This window comes from Marinobacter sp. LV10R510-11A, from assembly GCF_900215155.1.
In the GTDB taxonomy this organism is placed as follows: Bacteria; Pseudomonadota; Gammaproteobacteria; order Pseudomonadales; family Oleiphilaceae; genus Marinobacter.
Genome location: NZ_LT907980.1, coordinates 2699879 through 2724897, shown reverse-complemented (window position 1 = coordinate 2724897; position 25019 = coordinate 2699879). Strand labels below are relative to the sequence as shown.

General features: G+C 54.8%; 26 protein-coding genes and 1 pseudogene. 15 read left to right on the top strand and 12 right to left on the bottom strand.

All coding sequences use genetic code 11. From position 1 onward, the window contains the following. Window positions 1-74: 74 nt before the first annotated feature. From CPH80_RS13035 to CPH80_RS13015, 5 genes are all read left to right on the top strand, one after another. Window positions 75-989 carry a LysR family transcriptional regulator gene (locus tag CPH80_RS13035; protein WP_096278415.1) on the top strand — a complete coding sequence of 305 codons (915 nt, stop codon included), beginning with the start codon at window positions 75-77 and terminating at the stop codon, window positions 987-989. Then, on the top strand, window positions 982-2274 hold the full coding sequence (gene pepQ, locus CPH80_RS13030) for a Xaa-Pro dipeptidase (protein WP_096278413.1): 1293 nt from the start codon (window positions 982-984) through the stop codon (window positions 2272-2274). Before CPH80_RS13035 ends, pepQ begins: the two co-directional genes overlap by 8 nt. Window positions 2275-2372: 98 nt before the next feature. Then, on the top strand, window positions 2373-2579 hold the full coding sequence (locus tag CPH80_RS13025; RefSeq protein ID WP_096278411.1) for a bacterioferritin-associated ferredoxin: 207 nt from the start codon (window positions 2373-2375) through the stop codon (window positions 2577-2579). Window positions 2580-2740: 161 nt separating this feature from the next. Further along, entirely contained in the window at window positions 2741-3214 is a 474-nt protein-coding gene (bfr, locus tag CPH80_RS13020; RefSeq protein WP_096278409.1) for a bacterioferritin, read from the top strand. 9 nt (window positions 3215-3223) lie between these two features. Next, window positions 3224-4576, top strand: a complete 1353-nt coding sequence (locus tag CPH80_RS13015) for a phosphomannomutase (protein ID WP_096278407.1) — start codon at window positions 3224-3226, stop codon at window positions 4574-4576. A 137-nt stretch (window positions 4577-4713) separates the two neighbouring features. Here CPH80_RS13015 and CPH80_RS13010 read toward each other — a convergent pair whose 3' ends face one another. Continuing rightward, window positions 4714-5796, bottom strand: coding sequence for a phospholipase A (locus CPH80_RS13010; protein ID WP_227520147.1), 1083 nt, complete (start codon window positions 5794-5796; stop codon window positions 4714-4716). A gap of 13 nt (window positions 5797-5809) precedes the next feature. Next, window positions 5810-6148 (bottom strand): hypothetical protein, encoded by a 339-nt coding sequence (locus tag CPH80_RS13005; protein ID WP_096278405.1) that lies wholly within the window; start codon window positions 6146-6148, stop codon window positions 5810-5812. Between the two features lie 198 nt (window positions 6149-6346). Here CPH80_RS13005 and CPH80_RS13000 point away from each other — a divergent pair, with 198 nt between their 5' ends. Then, on the top strand, window positions 6347-6760 hold the full coding sequence (locus tag CPH80_RS13000; RefSeq protein ID WP_096278403.1) for a c-type cytochrome: 414 nt from the start codon (window positions 6347-6349) through the stop codon (window positions 6758-6760). A gap of 48 nt (window positions 6761-6808) precedes the next feature. Here CPH80_RS13000 and rep read toward each other — a convergent pair whose 3' ends face one another. Further along, window positions 6809-8827 (bottom strand): DNA helicase Rep, encoded by a 2019-nt coding sequence (rep, locus tag CPH80_RS12995; protein ID WP_096278401.1) that lies wholly within the window; start codon window positions 8825-8827, stop codon window positions 6809-6811. A gap of 316 nt (window positions 8828-9143) precedes the next feature. On the opposite strand from rep, the pseudogene CPH80_RS23180 reads away from it, so the two are divergent. From CPH80_RS23180 to rmf, 4 genes and pseudogenes are all read left to right on the top strand, one after another. Next, window positions 9144-9497: pseudogene (locus tag CPH80_RS23180) on the top strand (EAL domain-containing protein); the annotation flags it as partial. Window positions 9498-9568: 71 nt separating this feature from the next. Continuing rightward, entirely contained in the window at window positions 9569-11872 is a 2304-nt protein-coding gene (locus tag CPH80_RS12985) for a Tex family protein (protein WP_096278399.1), read from the top strand. Between the two features lie 78 nt (window positions 11873-11950). Next, window positions 11951-13504 carry a glutamate--cysteine ligase gene (gene gshA / locus CPH80_RS12980; protein ID WP_096278397.1) on the top strand — a complete coding sequence of 518 codons (1554 nt, stop codon included), beginning with the start codon at window positions 11951-11953 and terminating at the stop codon, window positions 13502-13504. Between the two features lie 144 nt (window positions 13505-13648). Beyond that, on the top strand, window positions 13649-13876 hold the full coding sequence (rmf, locus tag CPH80_RS12975) for a ribosome modulation factor (protein ID WP_096278395.1): 228 nt from the start codon (window positions 13649-13651) through the stop codon (window positions 13874-13876). Window positions 13877-13904: 28 nt separating this feature from the next. On the opposite strand, the gene fliL is transcribed toward rmf, so the two are convergent. After that, window positions 13905-14348, bottom strand: a complete 444-nt coding sequence (fliL, locus tag CPH80_RS12970; protein ID WP_096281602.1) for a flagellar basal body-associated protein FliL — start codon at window positions 14346-14348, stop codon at window positions 13905-13907. Between the two features lie 114 nt (window positions 14349-14462). Between fliL and CPH80_RS12965 the strand changes: the two genes are divergently transcribed. Both CPH80_RS12965 and rsd read left to right on the top strand, forming a co-directional pair. After that, window positions 14463-14969 (top strand): disulfide bond formation protein B, encoded by a 507-nt coding sequence (locus CPH80_RS12965; protein WP_096278393.1) that lies wholly within the window; start codon window positions 14463-14465, stop codon window positions 14967-14969. A 102-nt stretch (window positions 14970-15071) separates the two neighbouring features. Further along, window positions 15072-15551, top strand: coding sequence for a sigma D regulator (rsd, locus tag CPH80_RS12960; protein ID WP_096278391.1), 480 nt, complete (start codon window positions 15072-15074; stop codon window positions 15549-15551). A 108-nt stretch (window positions 15552-15659) separates the two neighbouring features. On the opposite strand, the gene CPH80_RS12955 is transcribed toward rsd, so the two are convergent. The 3 genes from CPH80_RS12955 to CPH80_RS12945 all read right to left on the bottom strand — a co-directional run bounded on the left by CPH80_RS12955 (window position 15660) and on the right by CPH80_RS12945 (window position 17435). After that, complete coding sequence (locus CPH80_RS12955) at window positions 15660-16394, bottom strand: FKBP-type peptidyl-prolyl cis-trans isomerase (RefSeq protein WP_096278389.1); 735 nt, start codon at window positions 16392-16394, stop codon at window positions 15660-15662. A 148-nt stretch (window positions 16395-16542) separates the two neighbouring features. Further along, window positions 16543-16926 carry a DUF4124 domain-containing protein gene (locus CPH80_RS12950; RefSeq protein WP_096278387.1) on the bottom strand — a complete coding sequence of 128 codons (384 nt, stop codon included), beginning with the start codon at window positions 16924-16926 and terminating at the stop codon, window positions 16543-16545. Next, the gene (locus tag CPH80_RS12945) at window positions 16923-17435 is read right to left on the bottom strand and encodes a TIGR02444 family protein (RefSeq protein WP_157746895.1); all 513 of its coding nucleotides are present in this window, start codon (window positions 17433-17435) and stop codon (window positions 16923-16925) included. Before CPH80_RS12945 ends, CPH80_RS12950 begins: the two co-directional genes overlap by 4 nt. 91 nt (window positions 17436-17526) lie before the next feature. On the opposite strand from CPH80_RS12945, the gene CPH80_RS12940 reads away from it, so the two are divergent. Next, window positions 17527-19506, top strand: coding sequence for an ATP-binding cassette domain-containing protein (locus CPH80_RS12940; RefSeq protein ID WP_172898604.1), 1980 nt, complete (start codon window positions 17527-17529; stop codon window positions 19504-19506). An 8-nt stretch (window positions 19507-19514) separates the two neighbouring features. Here CPH80_RS12940 and ppx read toward each other — a convergent pair whose 3' ends face one another. Then, on the bottom strand, window positions 19515-21041 hold the full coding sequence (ppx, locus tag CPH80_RS12935) for an exopolyphosphatase (RefSeq protein ID WP_096278381.1): 1527 nt from the start codon (window positions 21039-21041) through the stop codon (window positions 19515-19517). 210 nt (window positions 21042-21251) lie between these two features. On the opposite strand from ppx, the gene trxA reads away from it, so the two are divergent. Further along, on the top strand, window positions 21252-21578 hold the full coding sequence (trxA, locus tag CPH80_RS12930) for a thioredoxin TrxA (RefSeq protein ID WP_096278379.1): 327 nt from the start codon (window positions 21252-21254) through the stop codon (window positions 21576-21578). 102 nt (window positions 21579-21680) lie between these two features. Further along, on the top strand, window positions 21681-22271 hold the full coding sequence (gene mobA / locus CPH80_RS12925) for a molybdenum cofactor guanylyltransferase MobA (RefSeq protein WP_096278377.1): 591 nt from the start codon (window positions 21681-21683) through the stop codon (window positions 22269-22271). A 3-nt stretch (window positions 22272-22274) separates the two neighbouring features. On the opposite strand, the gene CPH80_RS12920 is transcribed toward mobA, so the two are convergent. Genes CPH80_RS12920 through moaB form a run of 4 tightly spaced genes read right to left on the bottom strand, consistent with a single transcriptional unit; the run spans window position 22275 to window position 24795 of the window. Then, complete coding sequence (locus tag CPH80_RS12920; protein WP_096278375.1) at window positions 22275-22724, bottom strand: molybdenum cofactor biosynthesis protein MoaE; 450 nt, start codon at window positions 22722-22724, stop codon at window positions 22275-22277. A gap of 1 nt (window position 22725) precedes the next feature. Beyond that, window positions 22726-22986, bottom strand: a complete 261-nt coding sequence (gene moaD, locus CPH80_RS12915) for a molybdopterin converting factor subunit 1 (RefSeq protein WP_096278373.1) — start codon at window positions 22984-22986, stop codon at window positions 22726-22728. A gap of 1 nt (window position 22987) precedes the next feature. After that, a complete protein-coding gene (gene glp / locus CPH80_RS12910) occupies window positions 22988-24202 on the bottom strand; it encodes a gephyrin-like molybdotransferase Glp (protein WP_096278372.1) in 1215 nt (404 codons plus the stop codon). A gap of 20 nt (window positions 24203-24222) precedes the next feature. After that, the gene (moaB, locus tag CPH80_RS12905) at window positions 24223-24795 is read right to left on the bottom strand and encodes a molybdenum cofactor biosynthesis protein B (RefSeq protein ID WP_096278370.1); all 573 of its coding nucleotides are present in this window, start codon (window positions 24793-24795) and stop codon (window positions 24223-24225) included. Window positions 24796-25019: the final 224 nt, after the last annotated feature.

Below are 25019 nucleotides of genomic sequence, written 5' to 3'. Positions count from 1 at the left end.
TGATGCGGGCGTGAATAGTCTGGAAATAGCCGTCACTCTTTAACTGTACTCTTTATTAATTGGCTGGGGAGCCCATGGAAATACGCTGGTTGGAAGACTTCATGGCGCTGGCTCGCACGCGCCATTTTTCCCGTGCGGCCGAACTTCAGCATGTAAGCCAGCCCACATTCAGCCGTCGCATCAAGCTGCTTGAAGAAGCCATGGGCGCCACTCTGATTAACCGCCAGACGCTGCCGCTGTCGCTGACACCTGCCGGGGAACGGTTTTTTGAACTGTGCCAGCGGGTGACCCGAGACGTTCGGGACGTGCGGGGCCAGATTGCCGATATGGAAGCGGAAGTATCGTCGCGTATTAGCGTGGGGTCTACCCAAGGGCTGTTTTCCCACTTTTATCAGGGCTGGGCCACGGAAGTGGGCGTTGCAGACCGACTACAGCTTAACCTTAAGGCGACAAGCTGGGTGGGGGAGCAGTTTTTGGATGCCCTGGACGGCGGCGAATGCGATCTAGTGTTGTGCTACTGGCATCAGGATTTACCCTGGGGTGACCGGCTGGGCCGGGGCGAGTACGAATCCATCACGCTTGCCCGCGAGTGGCTGGTGCCAGTGAGTGTGGCGACAGATAGCGGCGAACCTCGGTTTTCTCTGCCGGGAACGGCAGGCCAAACGGTGCCGCTGATTGCCTATCACTCACGGGGATTTTTGCAGTCTGCTATTGAAGCGCATCTGGCGCGCAGCAAAGAGTCCGTAAAACTCTTGCCACTGAACGAGAACACCCAATCGGCAAGCATCAAGGCGCTGGTGAAACAGGGCTTTGGCATGGGATGGCTCCCCAGCCGGATGACGGAAAAAAGCGAGCATTTTGGCAGCCTAACGCGGGCCGGCGACGAGCGCTGGGATGTACCGCTGGAAATCCGCCTAATCCGCCTGCGTGAAGCACGCTCAGACGACCTTTCAACTCTCTGGAAAACACTGGAAAACCAATATGCCTGACACCGACCTGTTGTCTCTTCAAATTGATCACGTGGGTATTCTTCAGGGCCGCTATGAGAAGGTTCTGAAAGACCACAGTTATGACGGCTTGCTTATCAGTTCCGGCGCGGCGCCCATGCGTTACGGTGATGATCAGTCTTGGCACTTTCAGGGCTATGGCCCGTTCCTGCATTGGACGGGGCTGGCCGGTTTTGAGCACGCATGGCTGCTGATCCGGCCAGGCCAAAAACCATTGCTTTCACTGTATCAGCCGGTTGATTTTTGGCACGCGAGTCTTGAGCTGGCTCAGGAGCCGTGGCTGGCGGAATTCGAGATTCGTTTTAGCAAGAGCCGCTCGGCGCCCGACCTGGGCGATGTGAGCCAGTTAGCTGCTATTGGTGATCCGTCGCTATTGGCCGAGGTGCCTGGTGAGAACAACCCAGGTGCGTTATGCGGTGCGCTCGATGAAACGCGTGTGCATAAAACCGCCTACGAAATAGCCTGCTTGGCGCACGCTAACCAGCTGGCAATAGCAGGCCATCAAGCGGCCCGCGATGCGTTCCTGGCCGGTGCCAGTGAGTTTGAAATCAACCTGGCGTATCAGCGCGCAACGCAGCAGCGTGAGGCCGACGCGCCCTATCACAGCATTATTGGGGTAAACGACCACGCCGGCACACTGCATTACCAGTACTACGACACCGCAGCCCCCACCAAGCCGCGCAGCTTACTGATCGATGCCGGGGTGCGTTATCGGGGTTACTGCTCGGACATTACCCGCACCACCGCTGGTGTTGGGGAAGGGCGCTTTGGCGCATTGGTGCAAGGGCTTGAACAACTGCAGTTCCGACTCTGCAAGATGGTGGCTCCGGGCGTTGATTACGTGGACATCCACCGCAAAACGCACCTAGGTATTGCTGCTCTGCTAAGCGCTGCTGGCTTGGTTAGCGACCTGAGCGATGAGGAAATGGTATCTGAAGGCGTTACCCGTGCCTTCTTCCCTCATGGCATTGGGCATTTCCTTGGGGTTCAGGTACACGATGTTGCCGGCAAGCCGGTAAAGCCTCCTGCCGACGCCCCCTTTCTTCGCCTAATGCGAACGCTAGAGCCTGGCATGGTGGTTACCATCGAGCCTGGGTTGTATTTCATTCCCTCCTTGTTGGAACCGCTTCTGTCTGGCCCGCTTGGGCGCCACATTAATCGCCCGTTGATTGACGAGTTGCGCGGGTGTGGCGGGATACGAATAGAAGATAATGTAGTGGTTACGGACTCGGGTTGCAGAAACCTGACCCGGGAAGCAGAGGTCTGAAACGATCCGTTGCACAAAATTAATACAATGGGCTTGCAATTCTTGATGCTAATGACAATAATTATCATTACATTTATAGTCGTTGGTGAGATTGCATTATGTACGTATGTCTTTGCCACGGAGTCACAGACCGGGACATTCGTGAAGCCGCAGAAAACGGTGTTTCCTCCATGCGCCAGCTCGGTAAAGAGTTGGGCGTAGGCACCCAGTGTGGGCGTTGTGCCTGCACGGCGCGTGATATTCTGCGCGAAAGCCGCTCGCCGGATTACATGGCCCTTGCGAACCTGCTTGCAAGCCCCGCCTGACGCCTTCTGGGCTTTATTTCCTTTCCGCAATTTTGTAATGCGCCCTAACGCGCTATCCTTGTCGGGTGACGAGAGAGAGTTTATTGAACCCGAACCAGCCGGCCGGAATACCTTTCGTTAAAGAAGGTTGAATGAGTCGGCTGAGATTAAGGAGTGCTGCAATGAAAGGCGATAAGAAAGTCATCCAGTTTCTGAATAAAGTCCTTGCCAACGAACTGACGGCTATTAACCAGTATTTCTTGCATTCGCGCATGTACAAAGATTGGGGCATCACCAAGCTTGCGGCTAAAGAATACGAAGAATCCATCGATGAAATGAAACACGCTGATCAACTGATCGAGCGCATCCTGTTTCTGGAAGGCCTGCCCAACCTGCAAGATCTGAACAAGCTGATGATCGGCGAGAACGTTGAAGAAATGATTGCGTGCGATCTTAAAATCGAACACATCGCGCATGTGGATCTGAAAGAAGCGGTTATATATTGCGAGTCTGTTCAAGACTTCACCAGCCGCGAGCTGTTCCGTAGCATCCTGGACAGCGAAGAAGAGCACATTGACTGGTTGGAAACCCAGCTGGAAATGATCAATCAAATGGGCATTCAAAACTATATTCAACTGCAATCAGCTGCGGAGTAAATACCGACAATGGATCTGTCCTGCTTTAAAGCCTACGACCTGCGCGGCAGTGTGCCGGAACAGCTGAATCCAGCTCTGGCCGAGCGCATCGGGCGTGCCTATGTGGAAATTACAGGCGCTAAAAAAGTCATTGTCGGCTACGACATCCGCCTTTCAAGCCCTGAAATCACCGAAGCTTTAAGCTCCGGCCTTATGGCAGCGGGTGCCGACGTGTTCGATATAGGCTTGTGCGGCACAGAATATGTGTACTTTGCCACCAGCCATTATGGAATGGACGGTGGCATCATGGTCACCGCTAGCCACAACCCAAAAAACCATAACGGCATGAAAATGGTCGGGCCAGAATCCCGCCCGATCAGCTCCGACAATGGCCTGAACGATATTCGCGACCGGGTGCGTGAGCCTTTTGCCGATGCCCCGGTACAGGGCAAATATGAAACACTGGAAGTCACCAGCGCTTATATAGACCACTTGTTGGGATACATCGACGCGGCTGCCCTGAGCCCCATGAAGATTGTCGTCAACGCCGGCAACGGCGGCGCTGGTTTGGTGATCGACGAACTCGAAAAGCACCTGCCTTTCGAATTCATCAAAGTGCACCATCAGCCCGACGGCAACTTTCCCAACGGTGTGCCTAATCCCATTATCGAGGAAAATCGCGCGGCTACAGCGGATGCGGTAATTAAGCATGGCGCCGCGATGGGTATTGCGTGGGATGGCGATTTCGACCGCTGCTTCTTTTTTGATGAAAACGGCCGTTTTATTGAAGGCTATTACATTGTCGGCCTGCTGGCTGACCAGTTCCTGCGCAAAACCGGCCCCGGCAAAGTCATCCACGACCCCAGGTTGATCTGGAACACCTTGGATTTGGTAGAAGCTGCCGGCGGCGAAGCCATCGAAAGCAAAACCGGTCACGCCTTCATTAAACAGCGCATGCGTGACGAAGACGCCGTATACGGCGGGGAAATGAGCGCTCACCACTACTTCCGGGACTTCGCCTATTGCGATAGCGGCATGATCCCCTGGTTGTTGATCGCAGAACGCCTGTGCCAATCCGGCAAGCCGTTCTCATCCCTCATCGACGCCCGCATCGAAGCCTACCCGGCCAGCGGCGAAATCAACCGCACCATCGCTAACCCGCCCAAGGTTATCGCGGCCATCGAAGAAAAATACGGTGCCGACGCAAAGAGCCTCAGCTACGTAGACGGCCTCAGTGTGGAGTTCGACAACTGGCGCTTCAACCTTCGCATGTCCAACACAGAACCCGTCGTTCGCCTGAACGTGGAATCCCGTGGTGACATACCTTTGATGAAAGAGAAAACAGAAGAGTTGCTTGCAGAAATGGAGCGTTTGAATAGGTAACAGCTATTGATGGGGCCGGGGTGCTGGTGAAGTGTTCGGAAACTGTGCGAAGCCATGGATGGCGTAGCCAAGCGTACAGGGACGTATTCACAGCGTGTTTCCGAACACTTCACCGGCACCTTGGCTTTGCACCAAACTTAAAGCCAGTCGTTCAGCATAATTCCAAGCCCAAACCGCTCAGTTCGTCGATTGTAATCGATCAGGCTCTCCCCATACCCATTGTAATACTGGAAGAACCCCTTGACCGTATCCCCTAGCGGAAAGCTGTAACCAAACTCCACCGAGGTATGATTGTCCGAGCGCAGATTGTTTTGCAGCTTCAGTGAAAGCGTCCGGTCCTCGGAAAGCTTGTAAACGAAGTTGTAATCGGCATGTCCCAGATAACGCTCAATGTCCGCATTATCATCTTTACTGCTCTCCGGAATCCGGTACCACGGCTGCACAACGAACAGCCAGCGCCCGTAGGTAAAGCCGGCACCCGCCATAATTCGATTCCAGCTACGTGAACGCGGTTCCGACTGACCGTTGGATTGATGGTTAATACCAACCGTTACACCACTCAGTGTTACTGCACCGAGGTTCCAGTTCGTCTGGTGGCGCAGGAAAATCTCGGGCTCGTAGTTGGTTTCCCGGAAAGGCGCGGAATCATCCTGGTTATAAACCTGCCAGAACGAACGCTGGGTATAACCGAACCATAACGTTGTGCGATCATCCAGCCAGCCGGTCAGTAGCGGAACCTTAAAACTGATTTGGTATTTGGCCTCCTCGTTCTCAAGCTCGTAATCGTAACTGGTGGCGCCCAGTCTCGGATTGGACGGAGTCGTATTCGTATCGACCATCCAAGTGATTGGCATGATGTAAGTGGGCTTATAGCTTATGAAACTGCCCGAAAACGAAAATAACGCTTTCTCGGCGCTAACGTATTGATCCACCATGTTCGTCATCACGTCACTGTCCGGATCATCCTTGCTGGAGCCCTCAGCCGCCTGCTCTGCCTCCTCCACGTCCTTCTCGCTCGCCTGATCTCGAGCCTTCTGGGGATTGTTGAAAGAATCGTAGCAGGCCAGGCGCTGCACACCTTCGCGAATCAGGGCGCAGTCGTCAGGGGACGCAATCTGACGGGCGCCTGCCGATGTAGTGTCCTGTGCAACCGACAGCGCCGGCCACAGCAATATAACCATGGCGGCCTTTGAAACCCATGCGTTAGAGCGTTTGTGCATACTGCGGATCTCTCTATGCTGCATTGAGGCTGAGCCATGTGCTGGCGATGCCGTATATCCAGACACCAATCAAGGTGATGGCCAGTAATATAAAAACAACTTTATGACGAAGCTGATTGGCGGCACTGGCCGCTACAACCCAGCGTAGGTACATAAGACCAATGAAACTGATGAAAACACCAAGGCTGGCGACTGCGGGTATCAGCAGCCAAGCGGGGTTGATACTATGATCCGGCTCCGCTTGGCTTGAAAACCAGCCCATGGAGGCCAAAAGCACTGCCAGCGCACTGAATTCGACAATCAAAAGTGTTTTGCGGAGCGGGTGCGGGGAGGGTTTCTCCGGGTTGTTCATGAATCGGTTCCTGGAAGTTCTGGGTAAGCTGCCACATGGTAACCGGATGGCTGAAAAGAGTCTCCACGCTTACGAAATGGCAATCAAATTGGTGGAAATCAATTTATGATTTTGCTAATCGGTTTTGTTGCCGGAGTTCAGTCGCTATAATGCGGCAACCAAAGATTATAACGCTTAAATGCGAGGTGCATTGTGAAGATGAAGAGAGTCCTGGCTGTCGTGTTGCTCGGTTTTGGCATTACTGCCGGTGCCGTTATGGCAAATGTTGATGATGAAATTCGTGCGCGTATTCAGCCGGTGGGTGAAGTATGCCTGCAGGGTGAAGAGTGTGGTGAGGCTGCTGCTGTTTCAGAAACAGCCAGCTCTGGCCCGCGCTCTGGCGCTGATGTGTACGACGCCGTGTGTATGGCTTGCCATACCACAGGCGCGGCTGGTGCACCGGTAATCGGTGATGCTGCTGCCTGGGCACCTCGCGTTGACCAAGGCATGGAGACTCTGATCAGTCACGCCATCAATGGCTACAACGCTATGCCTGCGAAAGGTGGCTGCGCAAGCTGCCCGGATGAAGAGATCGAAGCGGCAGTGGAGCATATCTTGGCTGAGAGCAAGTAACCTGCCGCTCTTCCCGACAAAAACCCCGCATTCGCGGGGTTTTTGCGTTTAAAGCCCTAGATCACCAAGCAGAGCACTTAGTGTGGCCTTGCCCTTTTTCTGATTGGCCTCAATGTCAAGATTTCCCGTGCCCTCCCAACGTATGTCGTCTTCTGGAAGCTCATCCAAGAACCGACTGGGAATAGTTTCAATTTTTTCCCCGTACTGCCGGCGCTGGGCGGCGTAGGTCAGGGTTAGGGTTTCTTTGGCGCGGGTGATTCCCACATACATCAGGCGGCGTTCTTCCTCAATGTTGCCTTCTTCAATACTGGAACGGTGCGGCAGGATTTCCTCCTCCAGCCCAAGAATGAACACATGCGGGAATTCCAACCCCTTGGAGGCGTGTAGTGTTAGCAGCTGTACCTTGTCGCTGTCGTCGTCGTCTTCCCGTTGCTCCATCATGTCGCGCAGTATCAGCTTGGTGATGGCGTCTTCGATGCCCAGCTCATCCGCAGTGCCTTTACCGTCTTCCAACATTCGCTGGATCGAATCCACCAGAAACCAGATGTTTTGCATGCGCCGCTCAGCCTGCTTTGGCGTGCCGGAATGCTGGTGCAGCCACTCTTCGTACTCAATGTCGGTGAACAGCTGTTTAATAACCGGCACAGGGTCCTCGCCATGTAGGCGCTCGCAGGTGGCATCTACCCAATGGGCAAAGCGCCTTAGCCGATCTAGGCCTTTCTCGGTAACGTGGGTTTCCGCACCCATATCACCCAGTGATTTAAACAAGCTGACGTTGCGCGCGCGGGCGTAATGGCTGAGTTGTTCAAGGGTGCGCGGGCCGATTTCGCGCCGTGGAACATTCACCACCCGTAAAAAGGCCGCGTTGTCATCCGGGTTAATCAGCAGGCGCAGATAGGACATGGCGTCCTTGATCTCGTTTTTTGAGAAAAACGACTTGCCACCGGAGATGTGATACGGAATCTGGTACGCCTGCAGCTTCATCTCCAGCAGGCGGGCCTGATGGTTACCCCGGTAAAGCACGGCAAGATCTCGGAACGCCAGCCCCTGCTTCAGCTTCTGATCAAGAATCTCCGTGGCCACCCTCTCGGTTTCCGCGTCTTCGTTGCGGCAGCGGACAATGCGGATCTCGTCGCCCGTGGTGCGATCACTCCACAAGGCTTTTTCGAACACGTGGGGGTTGTTTGCAATAACCGTGTTGGCGCTGCGCAGAATGCGTGACGTGGAGCGGTAGTTCTGCTCCAGCTTCACGATTTTAAGGCTCGGAAAGTCTTCTTTTAGCTGCACCAGGTTTTCTGGCCGCGCGCCCCGCCAAGCATATATCGACTGGTCGTCGTCGCCCACTACCGTGAAGGCAGCGCGCTCGGCGACCAGCATTCTTACCAGCTCGTACTGGCACAGGTTGGTATCCTGATACTCATCCACCAGCATGTAGCGGATTTTTTTCCGCCACTTTGTAAGCACCTCGGGGTTGCTGCGGAACAATTGCACCGGAAGCAAAATCAGATCGTCAAAATCCACCGCGTTGTAGGCCTTCAGGTACTCGCTATAAAGCTTGTAGATGATGGCAATACGTTGCTCACGTTCATCTGCGGCTTTGCTGTATGCTTCGGCGGGCCCGCGCATGGAATTCTTCCACGACGAGACGGTCATCTGTACATCGTTGAGTTCATCGCCGGCGTCGGCGCTGGCCTCCCGAAGCATCAGATCCCGTAACAGGGCTTTGGCATCTTCCGCGTCAAAAATAGAGAAGCCTGGGTGATAACCTAGGTAGGTGTGTTCCTCCCGGATTATGTTCAGCCCAAGGTTGTGGAAGGTAGAAACAATTAGCCCCCGGGTCAGCTTGCGATCCACAATTTTTTTCACCCGCTCTTTCATCTCGCGAGCAGCCTTGTTGGTAAACGTAACGGCCGCAATGTGCCGTCCCGGAATACCAACCTGCTCAATGAGATAGGCTATTTTTCGGGTAATTACGCTGGTCTTACCACTGCCGGCACCCGCGAGCACCAGTAGCGGGCCATCGGTGTAGCGGACTGCTTCATTTTGTCGCGGGTTGAGTTTGGTCACAAATACACTGCCAGAATGGATTGAGGCGGGAGTTTTCCGGTAAGACACCAGTCTACACCAGCCTGACTTTGTGTACCTTGCCGATCTATCAGCTATCCTTTTAACAGAACAGATTTGTTGCTCACGCACCCATGGATTTTGTTCAATGACCTTGCCACTGGAAACTGTCGGACACGACCAGCTTCGCCTTCTGGTTCTGACGCCGGATTACACTGATTTTCTCTGGCTCAACGCACTGTTGGCGCACGACCCGGAAACCCGCCCAGATTCAACTTGGTGCCCGGACCTGGTGGATTGTGACGATCTTATCCGCAACGCTTTTCGACAGTTCCACGACCGCAAGATGACGGAAACCATATTCCGCATTATCTTCAACGCCAATGTCGACACCAGTTTGCTGGAACTAGAGCTTACCGAAAGCGCCATGATGCACGATCCCGAATACGCAAAGCGTTGCCTGCGGGAGCTGAGCCAGCTGGGCATTAGCTTTGCGCTTGACGATTAGATCAGTGTAGTGGCGGAAGGTGTCGAGACCGAAAGCCAGCTGGATTTTCTGCGACAGCAGCACTGTGATGAAATCCAAGGCTACTATTACGCCCGCCCCATGCCCTGGGTCGACCTTGTGCAGTTCTTGAATAAGCGAGGCCAGTCCGCTTGCCTGAAACTGTAAGCCGCTGTACCTTTGCTGCTTTATCAGACACGCATCAGACACGCATCAGACACGCATCAGACAGAGGTTGCATGAACAGTATCTCCAGGCGCATCGCCGACGAACTTGGTGTACGAGAGCAGCAGGTTAATGCCACCGTCGCCCTGCTGGACGAAGGTTCCACCGTTCCGTTTATTGCCCGCTACCGTAAAGAGGTTACCGGCTCTCTGGACGACATACAGCTGCGTGCGCTAGAAGAGCGGCTGCGTTACCTCAGGGAACTGGAAGACCGTCGTGGCACTATCCTCAAAGGCATCGCGGAGCAGGGCAAACTGAGCGACGAATTGCGCGCCAGCATTCAGGATGCGGATACCAAGAATCGTCTAGAAGATCTGTACCTCCCCTACAAGCCCAAACGTCGCACTAAGGCCCAGATTGCCCGGGAAGCGGGCCTCGAACCTCTGGCGGATGCGCTGTATGGCGACCCGGCTTTGGAGCCGGAAACCACGGCTGAAGGTTATATCAACGCGGAATCCGGTGTTGCCGATACCAAAGCTGCCCTTGACGGCGCCCGATATATTTTGATGGAGCGCTTTGCTGAAGATGCGGAGCTGCTGGGTGAGCTGCGAGATTTCATCTGGCAACAGGGGCAATTAAAGGTCGCAGTGATTGAAGGTAAGGAAAACGAAGGCGCCAAGTTCCGGGACTACTTCGATCATGTAGAGCCCCTGAAAAAGGTACCTTCCCATCGCGCTCTGGCCATTCTGCGTGGGCGCAATGAAGGCATTCTCTCTTACACGTTGGTGGTGGGTGATGTAGACGGCGATAAGCGCCAACCGCATCCTGCCGAGCAGCGTATTGCCGCCCGCTGGCGCATTCGCGATAATGCTCGCGCTGCGGACAAATGGTTGTCAGAGGTGGTGCGCTGGACTTGGCGAGTAAAGCTGTCTACGCAGATCGAGACAGATCTTATGGCTCAGGTACGTGAAGCTGCGGAAACCGAAGCTATCAACGTATTTGCTGCCAATCTGAAAGACCTGTTGTTACTGGCGCCTGCCGGGCCCCGCGCGACTCTAGGGCTGGACCCTGGCCTGCGCACGGGTGTAAAGGTGGCGATTATTGATGACACCGGCCAGGTTGCTGGACATGGCACTATTTTCCCCCATGCACCTCAGAAACAATGGGATCGTTCGATTGAACAGCTTGCGGTTTGGTGCCGGGAATATCATATTGAGTTGGTTGCGATCGGCAACGGCACAGCCTCTCGCGAGACAGAAAAACTGGTAGGGGAGCTCAGCAAACGTTATCCGGAGTTGAAGCTGGCACGCATTATTGTGAGCGAGTCTGGTGCTTCAATTTACTCAGCCTCGGAGTTTGCCTCCAAAGAGTTGCCCGATCTGGATGTAACCATTCGCGGCGCGGTATCCATTGCCCGCCGGTTGCAGGATCCCCTAGCTGAGCTGGTGAAGCTTGAGCCAAAATCCATTGGCGTTGGCCAGTATCAACACGACGTGTCCCAGGTTCAGCTCTCTCGCAGCCTGGATGCCGTTGTTGAAGACTGTGTTAACGGTGTTGGCGTAGATCTGAACACCGCCTCAGCGCCCCTGTTATCAAGGGTGTCCGGCCTGAACCAGACCATCGCCCAAAACATCATTGAGTACCGCAACCAGAACGGCATGTTCCAAAGCCGCAAGCAGCTGTTAAAAGTTGCTCGCCTGGGTGCTCGAACGTTTGAACAGGCGGCCGGCTTCCTGCGCATCGCTAGCGCAGAGAGCCCACTGGATCGGTCATCGGTACACCCCGAGGCTTACGGTATTGTTGAGGCCATCGCTGCAAAGAGCAGCCGCAAAGTGGAAGGCATTGTCGGCGATGCCGCGTTTTTACGTGGTCTGAATCCACAGGATTACGTAACAGATAAGTTCGGTGTGCCCACTATCAAAGATATTCTCTCCGAGCTCGAGAAGCCCGGCCGGGATCCGCGCCCGGAGTTCCGCTTCGCGAGCTTTGAGGAAGGCGTAGAAACCCTCGGCGATCTCGAACCCGGCATGGTGCTGGAAGGCTCTGTTACCAACGTAACCAATTTTGGTGCGTTTGTGGACATCGGCGTTCACCAGGACGGGCTGGTGCATATCTCTGCGCTGTCTCATACCTTCATTAAGGATCCTCGCGAAGTGGTCAAGGCCGGGGATATCGTGAAGGTAAAGGTGATGGAAGTGGACATCCCTCGTAAACGGATTGCGTTGACTATGCGTATGGATGACCAGCCGGGTGAAAAAGCGGCTGCAAAACCCTCAAGAAAACCCGCGCCTCGGAGTCAGAACAAAGATTCAGGACAGGGTGTGATGCCAGGGGCGTTGGCTCAGGCGCTTGCGTCAGCCCGTAAAGATAAGCGTTAAGCGGTTTCAACTATTTACACTATTTCCATCAGCCGGCATCCGCCCACAAGGCACAGCCGGCTGCAGCAGGAGTCAATCATGGCCGAATCCCGCCATTCTATTTTCCGACAGTTCGCTGCTAGCGACTGGAACGGATTTCTGAAAGGGGTAGAGAAAGAAGGTTTGCGCGTTGACCGCAACGGGTTCATTGCACAGACGCCACACCCTGAGGCGCTGGGTGCTGCGCTCACGCATCCGTCGATCACAACGGATTACTCTGAGTCCCTGCTGGAGTTGATTACGCCGGTGTGCAGCAGCACGTCGGAGGTGCTGGAGTCCTTGCGCAACACGCACCGCTTCGTGCAGCAGAACCTGGGTGATGAGGTCTTTTGGCCGGCCAGTATGCCCTGTGAACTTAATGGCGACGCCAGCATTCCCATTGCTGAGTATGGCTCGTCTAATACCGGTCGATTAAAGCACGTGTATCGACAGGGCCTTGCAGTGCGGTACGGACGCATGATGCAAAGCATTGCCGGTACTCACTATAATCTCTCGTTGCCCGACAGCTTCATGGAAAAATGGCAGCGAGTGCTCGGCGACCAGCAAAGCATGAAGGATTTTAAATCCGATCAGTACTTCTGGTTGATCAGAAATTTCCGGCGCAGAAGCTGGTTGCTGATGCTTTTGTTTGGCGCTTCCCCGGCTCTGGATGCCAGTTTTGTAGACGGCGTACGTCACGATCTTGGCCATTTTGATGATCGCAGTTGGTTTGGCAAGCACGCCACCTCGTTGCGCATGGGCGACCTTGGCTATCATAACAATGCGCAGTCTTCCCTGAACATTTGCTTTAATAAGCTCAGCACTTACACCCAGGCTCTGGATAGAGCCATTCACACCAATTGGCCAGCCTATGAAGCTTTGGGTACCCAGCGTGATGGCAAGTTTATTCAGATCAATACCAGCGTGCTGCAAATTGAGAACGAGTACTACAGCGCGGTGCGCCCTAAGCGTACGGCTCGAAGTGGTGAGAAGCCGATTCAGGCACTTGAGTCCCGCGGAGTAGAATATATTGAGGTGCGCTGCCTAGATCTGGATCCGTTCTCGCCGGTAGGCGTCAACGAGGCCCAGGTCGACTTCCTTGACCTATTCCTGCTTGATTGCCTGTTGTCAGAGTCGCCGTGGGTTGATGATGCCGAATGCAAAATGCTGGACGACAATTTTAAGGACGTGGTCGCCAAAGGCCGCAATCGCGAACTCACCCTGTGTCGATCCGGTGAGCGTACGGCTATAGGTGAGGCGGCTACCGCATTGCTGGATCGCCTTGAGCCGCTGGCAGACGTGCTGGACGGCTGGAATGGTGGTGAGGTTTATCGCAAGGCGCTGTCAGCCCAGCGAGGCGTTTTATCTGGCGATAGCCAAGTGCCTTCAGCGCGGGTTATCGATGCCATGCACGCTTCCGGACTAGGGCATCGTGACTGGGGTATGGAGATGGCCGCTAAGCACCAGAATACACTCCGCAAGGAAGGCCTGGAGGCTAGTGTACAGGCTGCATTCAAGGCTGCGAGCAAGGATTCGCTGGCAGAGCAGAAGCGGATGGAGGCCTCGGATACCTTGGCGTTCAGTGATTTTCTTGAGCAGTACCTGCGTTCCTGAGGGCGTGCAGATACTGGCTTTGGCTCGCGCTATCACGGATAGGTCGCATCACTGGCGGGCCTGCTTCACAGAAGCCGAACAAAAATTTGTCACTTTCTGACGCTGATGCTAACTTCAAAGGCATCAGTCAAAGGGAGAAGCGGCATGGCAAGGGATATAAAACTCGGCTGGGATGTTGAGGCACTGAACAAGGCCTATCGTCAGGGTTATATGGCTGCTTCCATGGGTATAGATAAAACCCGTTGCCCTTATCGTGGTGAAGTCGTTATAGCGGCCTGGGAGGCCGGCTGGGCTGATGCAGGTGAGGTTATCCGGGAAGAGAGTGCCATGAAGGGTGCTATGGATAATGATCTGTTTTCCCGAATCGCCTGAAGCCCTTTACTCCTGCACTATTCTTTTACTATTTCTGTACGACGAATTCCGTAAACAGCACACTGGTAATGGCCTCGCCGGTTTGCTGCTCTTCCAGCACGCCGTTTATTCTTAATTTCGCTTCTTCGCGCAGTGCCTGCTGACCGTCCATTGTGGTCAGTTTGTCGGTATCCGTTTGCTCGCCAAATAGCATGACAAGTTCGTGCCGTAACCTCGGCATGTGAGCTTCCACCGCCGGGCGTGTGGTTTGCTGCGAAGCCCTTAGGCTGACGGCTGCTTTCAGGTAAGTCAGCTTACCGCCGGGGCTACCAACGTGGGTTACGAACGAGGGTTCCATGGCAATATAATCTGTGATTCCAGGCTCCTCCGAGAGTTCCTCTGCCGCGTTGGCGGATTCTTCTGCCCAAGCCGTAGGGAGCACTGAAAACAGCAGGAAGAGACTAAATAAAAAGAATTTTGGCTGAGGTGTCATAAGCTTGCAGTTAGCCATGGTTTAGGGTTTAGTGACAAAATCAGCAGCGTTTCCGCCGGATAAACCGAGAATAGCAGGCCCGGCAGCGCATTTGTGGAAAACTGAGGAAACTTTGTGAAAGCACGAGCAATCTTTGCCTGTATTTTTGTAGTCTGCGCCGGGTTGTTGGGTGTGGCATTTTACATGGAACACGTGATGGGGCTAGAACCCTGCCCCTTGTGCTGGCTTCAGCGCTTCGGCTTTATGGGAGTGGGGCTGGTAAGCCTTGTGGCCGCTTTGCATGGGCCTAAGCAGCTTGGCGTACGTATATACGGATTGCTGCTAGTGGCAACGGCCGGTGCCGGGCTGGGTACGGCGGGGCGGCAGTTGTGGCTGCAGAATTTACCGGCGGACCAGGTGCCCGCGTGCGGCCCTTCGGTGGAATATATGCTCGACGTTTTGCCTTTGTCTGAGGTGCTAACTACGGCGCTTAGAGGCACAGGAGACTGCGCCGCAGTGGTCTGGCGTTTCCTTGGATTGAGCATTCCAGGCTGGACCGCTGTGGTTTTTACCTTGCTGGTGCTTACGGGCCTCATCATGCTTTTTCACCGAGGCAAAGCAAAACGCTCGATCGCTGGCTGAAACGGTTGCGGCTGGCCGCTGGCATGGGGTAACTTGATCCGAACTTAACACGTATCAGCATCACGGCTAAATGGCCGGATTATTAAGCGGAGAACAGGCGTCATGTTGGAAAATTGCCGAAACGCAAGGGAGCGCTGGGGTGGTGTCAGCGAACTCATTGATCGCTGGCTCAGGGGGCGTCAGGAGCTTCTGGTTCATTACTGCGATTTATCCGGAGAAAATGACTTCTCCCAAACAGAAGCCCTGAAGCAAAAGTTCATACGCTTTTGTGAAGTGCTGGTGGATTACGTGTCTACCGGGCATTTTGAAATCTATGAGCAATTGGTCAGAGAGGCCCGGGAGTTCAACGACGGCGGGCTGGAATTGGCAGCCAAGGTTTACCCGCGCATTGAGAAAACCACAGAAGAGGCTCTCAACTTCAACGATCAATTGAACGACAGGGCGCTTTCTGAGCCGGATGTGAAAGCGCTATTTGAGGAGCTTTCCCATCTCGGGGAAAGTCTAGAAAGTCGCTTCGAGATGGAGGATTTTCTGATTGAGCATCTCCACAACGTGCATGGGGATAAGGTGGCCCCGGCCTGATCTTCATTAAAGTCGGGGCAGCGGGTACAAAAAAGCCTCAGCAGCGGTAACGCTGGCTGAGGCTTTTTTATGACTTCAGGCAGGCTGAAGTGGCTGACATAGCCGGAATTACTCGGTATCAGTGTCCTCTTCGTTTTCGCCTGGATTGATGGCCAGTAGCTCTACATCAAAAACCAACGTCTCATTGGGGCCGATGGAGCGGTTTCCGCCTGGGCCATAACCCAGATCTGACGGAATGTATAGCTTGTAGCGGGCACCTTCATTCATCAGCTGTAGGCCTTCAGTCCAGCCTGGAATAACTTGGTTTAGGCCGAAGGATACCGGCTCGCCACGCTCGCGGGAACTGTCAAAAACCTCACCGGAAAGCAGTTCGCCGGTGTAGTGAACCTGCACGGTATCGGTTGAGCTCGGCTGTTCACCCTCGCCTTCTTCCAATACTTCGTACTGAAGACCGGATTCAGTGGTTTCAACGCCGTCGCGTTCTGCGTTCTCTGCCAGGAAGGCTTTTCCAGCTTCCACGTTCTTCTGGGCCAGTTCTTCTACCTCTTTGCCTTGCTCTTCCTGCAGCGACTGCTGGTATGCCATAAGAGCCTGCTGGATTTCCTCGCGATTCATACGCTTGGTTTCATCATCGCCTGCGTGGCCATGCTGAATACCTTGAAGAAATTGATCCATCTGCAGGTTCGGCAAGTCGTTATTCATCCGCTCACCCAGTACCAGGCCCATGCCATAGCTGACCTTCTGGTCGGTGGAATCCAGTTTCGGATCTGCAGGGGTCTCTGATGAGGTTGAGCAACCGGCAACCATGCTAGTCATCGCCAGTGCAAGCAGCGTTTTTTTCATTACGTCATCCTTTTGGGTCAGTAAAGAGTGGGTAATAACCCACAAATGGTGTTTATCAGAGGGGAAAAGGTAACGGGTTCGGGGCACAGATTCCACTGAACATCTGTTAAGGCGCTACAAATTTCACGTTTTAGTCCTAAACCTGCCGTCAGCTGCCATTACTTCCGGCGCTTGGCCCAAGGTTGAAGGGCGCGCTGTAGGGTGATTGCCAGTCGGGTTCAGAGGCGCCCGCTCTAGCGGGCGATTGGCTGTTATCCGTTCTTTCAATGGCCAGGGTGTTCCATTGGTCCTGATCAGGTGGCTGGTCGGCGTAATGCCAGTTGCCATCAGTATCCTGCCATTTGAAAACGATATCTGGGCCTTCCGTTGGAATCGGAGAGGGGACCAGCCCCTCAAAGGCCGGTATTTCGGGTTGAGCTTCTTCGGCAACTTGCTCAGAGACCTGCTCAGGATCGTTCAGGCCGAAAAACATAAGCAGTAACAGAAAGCCGAGGGCTGGAAATGAGAGCCGGACGAGCCATTTGATCATCATGGCTGTGTGTATCCCTGTTGAAGGGTGATTAGAAGGTCGCCCAGTGTGCTGAGAAACTGCCTGGTGTCCACGGTGGTGCCAGATGCCGGTGCTGCAGCAGTGAGATTGATTCGGATCAGCTTTTCACGTTCATCCATGGTGCTCTGCTCCGAGTTGGGTGCTGTTAAACTGCGCCAGGCCAAAGCCAGTTCAATGCGCTCTGCTTCTAGCTCAAGGTTGGCTAGGTTTGTGCGCAGAGCATTATATGAGGCCTGCGCTCTTGGCACCGACGTGCGAATGGCACGCAAGCTGCCGGTTACACGATCTCGCCACTCTGTTACGGTGGCGTCTTCGATTCCGGTGTATGTCCTGCCGTTCAGTGCGAGCCATCCTGCGCATAAAATTCGTGTTACGCTCCAGCCTTCATTTTGAAGGGCTAGGCAAGCCTTCTGCGCCGGCAAATGCTGCCAGAATGTCAGTGCAAAATGCCAAAGCGGATTGTCCGGTTCCAGATTTTCCGGCAACTCCATAAATTTTAACCATAAATCTGGACTGGTTTCCGAGTTGAGCGACATGAGCGCTGAACCGTCCCTGACAATTTTACGTTGATTATATGACAACATGTTAACGATAACAGATCTCAGTTTACAACGGGGAGGCGTCTGGTTGCTAGATTCCGTCTCTCTGACGGTTCAACCAGGGCAGCGTGTAGCGATAGTAGGCGCTAATGGCGCCGGTAAAACCAGCCTCTTTCAGCTGCTGTTGGGCCAGTTGACGCCGGAGCAGGGTAGTGTGTCGCTTCCCGGCGGCTGCCGCATAGCTCAAATGGCTCAGGAAGTTGCGGCGACGGACCGCAGTGCCAGAGATTTCGTTCTCGATGGCGATCTTGACTTGCGCCGGCTTGAGCGGGAACTGGAGCAGGCCGAAGCCCGGGGTGATGATAACGCCGCTGCGCACATCCACGGCGAGCTGGATCTGCATGAAGCTTGGTCTGCTGCCCGGCGCGCTGAGTCACTGTTGCGTGGGCTGGGGTTTCAAAATGGAGATGCTGACCGGCCTGTATCGGCATTTTCAGGCGGTTGGCGTATCCGGTTGAACCTTGCGCAAGCGTTGATGCGGCCTTCCGATCTATTGTTGCTAGACGAACCAACCAACCACCTGGATCTTGACGCCTGCCTGTGGCTGGAGAACTGGTTGCGCCGTTACGACGGTACTCTGTTGTTTATTTCCCACGACCGGGATTTTATGGATCGGGTGGCCACCCACGTGGTGCATTTCGATCACCGCAAACTGGAATTGTACACAGGCAACTATTCTGCGTTTGAGGATCAGCGTAGTGAGCGGCTCGCACAACAGCAGGCGGGCTTCGAGCGTCAACAGGCGAGAATCGCCGAGATCCAGCGCTTTATTGATCGTTTCAAAGCGCAAGCCACCAAGGCTCGCCAAGCACAAAGCCGGGTGAAATCCCTAGAGCGAATGGAAAAGATCGCGCCCGCCCACATAGACTCACCGTTCAGTTTCGAATTCCCGGTTGCAGAAAAAGTGTCTAGCCCGCTGCTGTCTATTCACCACGGCCGAGCAGGACACGGCGAAACCGTCATTCTCGACGGCATTAACCTCAGCCTTTTGCCCGGCAGTCGTATTGGTCTGTTGGGACCAAACGGTGCGGGTAAGTCCACCTTGATGGATGCACTATTGGGGCAGGGCGAGCAAGGTGCCGCAAGCACACTGATCTCTGGTGAGCGAACGTGTGGCGAAAATCTGGCGATCGGCTATTTTGCTCAGCATCAGTTGGAATCTCTGGATCTTGATGCAAGCCCTTTTCTGCACCTGCAACGGCTATCGCCAAGAGCTTCGGAACAGCGCGTTCGGAATTTTCTGGGTGGCTTTGATTTTCATGGTGATCAGGCATTAAGCCCCATTCGCACCTTCTCCGGTGGTGAAAAAGCCCGTGTTGCGCTGGCGGTGATTGCTTGGCAGAAACCCAACTTACTTCTGTTGGATGAGCCTACTAACCACCTTGATCTGGAAATGCGCCAGGCTCTAACCATGGCGCTGCAGAACTTTGAAGGCGCCATCGTGGTGGTGTCCCACGACAGGCATCTTTTGCGCAACACTGTGGACGAATTCTGGCTGGTTAATGATGGCCGTGTTGCCGAATACGATGGAGATCTTGAAGACTATGAGCGCTGGCTGGCGGATCGTCGTAAGGACGACACCGAGGCGCCAAAGCGGCAGTCGGCTGGCACTGCGAATGCCGATGGCGGCGCTGGGGAACCGGAATCAGAGGCCGGAGTTGGCGAAAGCGCGGAAGATCGAAAAGTACGCAAGCGGGCGGAGGCAGCACTCAGGCAAAAACTGAGCCCTTACCGAAAGCAGCAGGCGACATTGGAAAAGAAAATGGAATCCCTGCATAACGTCTTGAGCAATCTTGAAGCGCAGCTTGCCGATCCAGCTTTGTATAATGATGCGTCAAAAAACCAGCTGAAAGAGCTGATGGGAAAGCAGGCAGAGGCTAAGGCACAGCTTGAGAACACCGAATCGGAGTGGCTTGATGTCAGCGAAACAGTAGAGACGATGGAAGAAGAGCTAGAGGGCTAGCCAGCCCATCAGCCGCCGGCGAGCTCAAGCACAAAGTTCTGCTTTGCTAGGTACTCCTGCTCGTTCTTCAGATCTGCAAATGTCAGCGGACGCTCATCGAACCAACCTTCCGGAAAGGTCAATAAAAGGCCGTTGTCTCGCGGCTCCAGCGTGAAGGCCGGTGGTGGTTCCAAGTTACGAGAATGCTGAATCAGCACGGCAAGGCGCACCAGAATACAAAGATGCCGCAAGCGGCTCAGATCACTTGGGTAGGCTCCCTCAAAAATGGACGTGGAAAATTTCCGACGATGGCCTCGCACCAGAATGGCCAGCTCACGCTGAGCCTGCTGTGTGAAGCCTGCCATGTCGGAATAGCGGAGCAGGTAAGCGCCGTGTTTGTGGTACTGACTGTGGGATATGGCAAGGCCAATCTCGTGCAGTTGGCAGGCCCAGCGCAGCACTTCTTCATCGGCAACGGTATCCAACTCCCAGGCGGCGGCAATTTGCTCCCACGCGGCAACCGCTGTTGCTTCCACGGCGGCTCCGTGGCGCTGCTCTACGTGATACCTCTCCAGCAGAGCCGAAATACTGCGCTCACGTACATCCTCATGCTGAATCCGGCCGGCAATGCCATACAGTAAGCCTTCCCTGAGGGCGCCGTCGGTAAAGGTCATTTCTTGAATGTTTAGAGACTGAAAAGCCCCCATAAGGATAGCGAAACCCGCCGGAAAAATATTCTGACGATCTGGGCGCAATCCTAGTTCGCCCAGCTTCTCCACGCTGCCCATATCCACTAGCCGCCGGCGCAATTCGTCCATGGCACTCCAAGTGATGGTGCCATCGGTAATTTTCAGGGTTGCCAGCACATTGCTGATGGCTTTAATTGAGCCAGACGCGCCCACTGCACTCTGCCAGCCCACAGAGCGAAAACGTCTGCGAATACTCAACAGCTCCTGCTCGGCATGCATAATGGCATTATCCATCTGCTTGCGGGTCATCTTGCCATCGGCAAAATACCGGTTCCGGAAAGACACGCACCCCATGTGCAAGCTTTCCAACTCCTGAGGCTCAAACCGCTCACCGATAATCAGTTCCGTGCTGCCGCCGCCTATATCGATCACCAAGCGCCGCCCAGCATCATCAGACAGCGTGTGCGACACGCCCAGATAGATCAGTCGGGCTTCTTCTATACCCGCAATGATTTCAACCGGATAACCCAGAACTTCCTCGGCGCGAGCTATGAATTGGCCGGCATTGCGCGCCATTCGAAGTGCATTGGTGCCCACTATCTGAACACCTTCCGGCGGCGTGCCGTTGAGACGCTGGGCAAACCGGCGCAAGCAGGCCAGGCCGCGCTCTTGGGCTTCCTCGGTCAGGTAGTTCTCCGAATCCAGACCGTCGCCGAGTTGTACCTTCTCGCCCATTTTCTCCATGGTGCGGATCTCGCCGTGCACGAGCCGCGCCGCAACCATGTGGAAACTGTTTGAGCCCATATCAATAGCTGCCAGCATATCCGGTGGAGGGGCAGCATTTTCGGCGGAAGAGGTGGCCGTCACAATGGTCAGAATCCTATGGTATGAACGTGCGCGTACTATAAGCGAAAATCTAAGCATCTGTCAGCAAGTGCCCGGGTTTCGCCACAGCTCAAAGCCGGTCGAATTGACTGGAGTCAGAAGATTCCGGATTCAAGCTGGTGGATCTACTGCTTCACATACCCGGGATCAATCGCGTAAAGTGGTAATCAAAGCACTAATCAGGAAAATGAAATGAGCGGAAATATCGTAAATGTAACGGATGCATCCTTCGAGCAGGACGTACTTCAATCTGACGTGCCCGTACTGGTAGATTACTGGGCAGAGTGGTGTGGCCCCTGCAAAATGATTGCCCCCGTACTCGAAGAAATTGCCGACGAATACAATGGCAAACTGAAAGTTTGCAAACTCAACATCGACGAAAACGAGCAGACACCGCCCAAGTTCAATATCCGCGGTATCCCGACCTTGATGCTGTTCAAAAACGGCAACGTCGACGCGACCAAAGTGGGCGCACTGTCCAAATCCCAGCTCGCAGCATTCCTGGATAGCAATCTCTGATTGCATCCTGATTGCCTAAAAACCGCCCTTGAGTCATGCTCTTGGGCGGTTTTTTATTATCAGGCATCAAGAAAACACCAGACGCTGGCCACGAGACCTGCCATGAACGAAACGCCCCCCAAGCAAGTCTGCAGCCTATTACTGGCCGGCGGCGCCGGAACCCGCATGAATGGCCAAGACAAAGGCCTAATGTACTGGCGCGAACGCCCAATGGCCCACTGGGTAGCCGAAGCCCTGAATGCCGTCACCACTGCGCTACTAATCAGCGCTAACCGCTCCTTGGAAGAATATCGACTGCTAGGCCAGGTGCTGGAAGACTCCAATGATTTCACAAGCCAAGGCCCTCTGGCCGGCATGCTGGCCGGCCTAATCGAAGCAAAAAAACGCGGTTTTGACGCCGTGCTGGTGTGCCCTTGCGATACCCCCGGCATACAGCCGGAAGTATTCCAGCGACTACTCACCGCCTGGCGTGAACAACCCGATCTGCCCGTTATCGCTCAGTGCGACGGCAGATCTCATCCTTTACACGGCGTGTACCCGGTCTCGCTTGCCGGCCTTTTGGAGGCCCAGTTACGGGATGACAACCGCAGAGTAATGGTGTTCGCAGAAACCGCCGGGGCAAAAATACTGGATTGCCCAGATGCCGCGGAAGCGTTCAAAAACAGAAATCGACCAGAAGACCTGATGAGTTAGACGTTACTCGTCCCAAGCCTCACCACGGGCAACATCAGAAGCCTTCTGCGCCACCCAATGCTCCCCGTTATCAGAAAGCTCCTTCTTCCAAAACGGCGCAGACGCCTTCAAAGCGTCCATAATGAACTCGCAAGCCGCAAACGCGTCGCCCCGGTGGCCACTGCAAACGCCCACAAACACAATCTGCTCCTGCAGCAACAGCCTGCCAACCCGATGAATCACCCGCGCCTTACGTACATCCCAGCGCCGCGAAGCTTCCTCAATAAGCCCCGCAATCACCTGCTCCGTCATCCCCGGATAATGCTCCAGAAACAACCCAGACACGCCTTGGGTATCGCCGCTGTCCCGCACCAGGCCCGTAAACGTAGCAATTGCACCTGTGCCCGCACCGCTGTCCCGCAGGGCTGTATATTCAGCGCCCGCATCAAAATCTTCAGTTTGAATACTAATCATCTTAACCCCCGGTTACCGGCGGGAAAAAAGCCACTTCATCCCCGGCTTTAACAGACGCCCCAGGTTTTGCCATGGCCTGATTAATCGAAATCATCACCGGTTGGCTGCCCTGCAGTTGCGCCCATGGGCCACCGCGGCATGCGAGAGCGGCAAGCAGATCGCCGGCCGTCTGATCTTTATCTACCGGCAGCGTGAGTTGCTCTGTGTCCAGCTCCTCCCGGAGGCGGGCAAAAAAACGGACGGTCACGGTTTGGTCAGTCATATCAGCTCAATAACTCAGTAAATGGGTAATAGGTCAGCAGGCTGCCCTCTGCAACCATGGCGTGCTCCGGCACGACCGCCAGGCCGCCGGCCCAGCAGGCAGAGCTCAGCACACCAGAGCTCTGGTTCGGATAAGCGCTAACCTGAGTCTCGCCATTAAAAGATTTGGTGCGCGCGCGGATAAATTCCCTGCGCACCGAAGGCGAGGTAACGTTAAATGCAGCGGGCACCTGCTGGCCCACAGGGTGAATCTGCAGGCGGCCCTGGCAGGTGCGAATGTAAGGCATGCCCACGATCAGAAAAGTGACCAGCACCGCAGCCGGATTGCCAGGCAAGCCCAGTACCGGCGTGCCCTTGATCGATCCGAACGCCAACGGCTTACCGGGTTTGATTGCCATGCGCCAAAGCGACAGCTCGCCGGATTCTTCCAGCACCGCCCGCACATGGTCTTCCTCACCCACGGAAACGCCGCCGCTGGTGATAATTAAATCCGCCTGTGCTGCGGCACGCTCGAGGGTTTCCCGGGTAATCGACCGGGTGTCGCGCAAGGTTTCACACAGCACCACGTCACAGCCAGCCTCTGCCAACAGGCCGAGCAGAGTAAAACGGTTGGTGTTGTAAATTTGGCCTGGCTTCAGGGGTGTTCCTGGGTCTACCAACTCGTCGCCGGTCGACAGAATCGCAACCCGAAGCTTTTTTATGACTGTAACGTTCGCCACGCCCATAGACGCCAGAAGGCCCATCTCTTGAGACCGGATTTTCGTACCTTTTTCCAATGCCAGGCTGCCCTCAGCAAGGTCCTGACCGCGCCGGCGAATATTCTGGTCGGCTTTCACCTCGGCGTTAATCAGGATGCCGTTATCCGTAACATCAACTCGCTCCTGCATGATCACCGTGTCGGCGCCAGCAGGAACCTCAGAGCCGGTGAAAATGCGAGCGGCGGTACCGGGCTTTAGGGGGCTTGGGGCCGAACCAGCCGGGATGCGGTCAGAGACAATCAGCGGCCGACCCGGCGCGTAATCCTCTGCGCGCAGAGCGTAGCCATCTACCGCACTGTTATCCGCTGGCGGAACATCCGCCGGAACCTGATAATCCTGTGCCAGTACCCGGCCAAGGCATTCAGTGAGTGGCAAAAGCAGCGTGTTCGTTATCACCGGCGCTTTGCTTAGCAGGTGGGCAATGGCGTCTTCTACTGGCGTCAGATTGGCAGCCATGATGTGTGTCTCCGTATTCTGAATTAGCGAGCGGCGTGTGACCCTATCACCTGCTGAAGGCGCTCAACCGCGCGTGCCGGCTTGCGGCCAACAAGCGCTGAGAAGTTGCAGGGGCCGTGGCGGCTGTCGAGCTGTGTATTCAGAATGCCATTCCAACCGGTTCGACATGCACCGGTGGAGCCAGGCAGGCAAAAAATCGCCGTATGATTGGCAAGACCGCCAAAGGCTCTGGACTGAATTGTGGAGGTACCGATTTCTGACGCTGAGATGCGCCGAAACTCTTCGCCAAAGCCTTCAATGGTCTTGTCTAGCAAAGGCCAAACGGCCTCTGGCGTGCTATCACGCTCGTGAAAGCCGGTGCCGCCGGTGATGATCACCACATGAACATCCGGCTCCGCAATCCACGAAGACATAGCCGCGCGCACTAGGTACACATCGTCTGGCAGGATGCGTCGAGAAATCAGCTGATGCCCAGCTTCTATTACGCTGTCCTCAAGAAACTGACCGGAGGAATCTTCCTCTGGCCCACGGCTATCGGAGATCGTTAAAATCGCGATGTTGAGAGGTCTAAGTTCAGCGGTGCGTTCACTACTCATGGAAATAGGCTCCGAAAATCACGTTAAAGTATGCCTGCCAGTATCCCCATGAGCCGCCAAAAATGGAAGGGAGTAACCCATCAGGGGGAGGCCTCTAGCCCTGTGAGACGACCATTTGGTCGCAACATTGATGTTAATTTGGCTTATACACTTGACATTGGCCAGCAAGGTAGCAGATTATCAGTCCTGCCCTACGAACGGTTGTTCCCACTCTGCTGACTTCA

Coding starts and splice junctions, on each gene's coding strand:
- gshA (WP_096278397.1), top strand. CDS start 11,951: ATGGCCGAATCCCGCCATTCTATTTTCCGACAGTTCGCTGCTAGCGAC.
- CPH80_RS13000 (WP_096278403.1), top strand. CDS start 6,347: ATGAAGAGAGTCCTGGCTGTCGTGTTGCTCGGTTTTGGCATTACTGCC.
- CPH80_RS12940 (WP_172898604.1), top strand. CDS start 17,527: ATGTTAACGATAACAGATCTCAGTTTACAACGGGGAGGCGTCTGGTTG.
- fliL (WP_096281602.1), bottom strand. CDS start 14,348: ATGACACCTCAGCCAAAATTCTTTTTATTTAGTCTCTTCCTGCTGTTT.
- CPH80_RS12945 (WP_157746895.1), bottom strand. CDS start 17,435: ATGGAGTTGCCGGAAAATCTGGAACCGGACAATCCGCTTTGGCATTTT.
- rsd (WP_096278391.1), top strand. CDS start 15,072: ATGTTGGAAAATTGCCGAAACGCAAGGGAGCGCTGGGGTGGTGTCAGC.
- moaB (WP_096278370.1), bottom strand. CDS start 24,795: ATGAGTAGTGAACGCACCGCTGAACTTAGACCTCTCAACATCGCGATT.
- CPH80_RS12920 (WP_096278375.1), bottom strand. CDS start 22,724: ATGATTAGTATTCAAACTGAAGATTTTGATGCGGGCGCTGAATATACA.
- CPH80_RS12955 (WP_096278389.1), bottom strand. CDS start 16,394: ATGAAAAAAACGCTGCTTGCACTGGCGATGACTAGCATGGTTGCCGGT.
- trxA (WP_096278379.1), top strand. CDS start 21,252: ATGAGCGGAAATATCGTAAATGTAACGGATGCATCCTTCGAGCAGGAC.
- CPH80_RS12985 (WP_096278399.1), top strand. CDS start 9,569: ATGAACAGTATCTCCAGGCGCATCGCCGACGAACTTGGTGTACGAGAG.
- pepQ (WP_096278413.1), top strand. CDS start 982: ATGCCTGACACCGACCTGTTGTCTCTTCAAATTGATCACGTGGGTATT.
- CPH80_RS13015 (WP_096278407.1), top strand. CDS start 3,224: ATGGATCTGTCCTGCTTTAAAGCCTACGACCTGCGCGGCAGTGTGCCG.
- CPH80_RS13035 (WP_096278415.1), top strand. CDS start 75: ATGGAAATACGCTGGTTGGAAGACTTCATGGCGCTGGCTCGCACGCGC.
- moaD (WP_096278373.1), bottom strand. CDS start 22,986: ATGACTGACCAAACCGTGACCGTCCGTTTTTTTGCCCGCCTCCGGGAG.
- rmf (WP_096278395.1), top strand. CDS start 13,649: ATGGCAAGGGATATAAAACTCGGCTGGGATGTTGAGGCACTGAACAAG.
- CPH80_RS13010 (WP_227520147.1), bottom strand. CDS start 5,796: ATGCACAAACGCTCTAACGCATGGGTTTCAAAGGCCGCCATGGTTATA.
- mobA (WP_096278377.1), top strand. CDS start 21,681: ATGAACGAAACGCCCCCCAAGCAAGTCTGCAGCCTATTACTGGCCGGC.
- CPH80_RS13005 (WP_096278405.1), bottom strand. CDS start 6,148: ATGAACAACCCGGAGAAACCCTCCCCGCACCCGCTCCGCAAAACACTT.
- CPH80_RS13025 (WP_096278411.1), top strand. CDS start 2,373: ATGTACGTATGTCTTTGCCACGGAGTCACAGACCGGGACATTCGTGAA.
- CPH80_RS12950 (WP_096278387.1), bottom strand. CDS start 16,926: ATGATGATCAAATGGCTCGTCCGGCTCTCATTTCCAGCCCTCGGCTTT.
- bfr (WP_096278409.1), top strand. CDS start 2,741: ATGAAAGGCGATAAGAAAGTCATCCAGTTTCTGAATAAAGTCCTTGCC.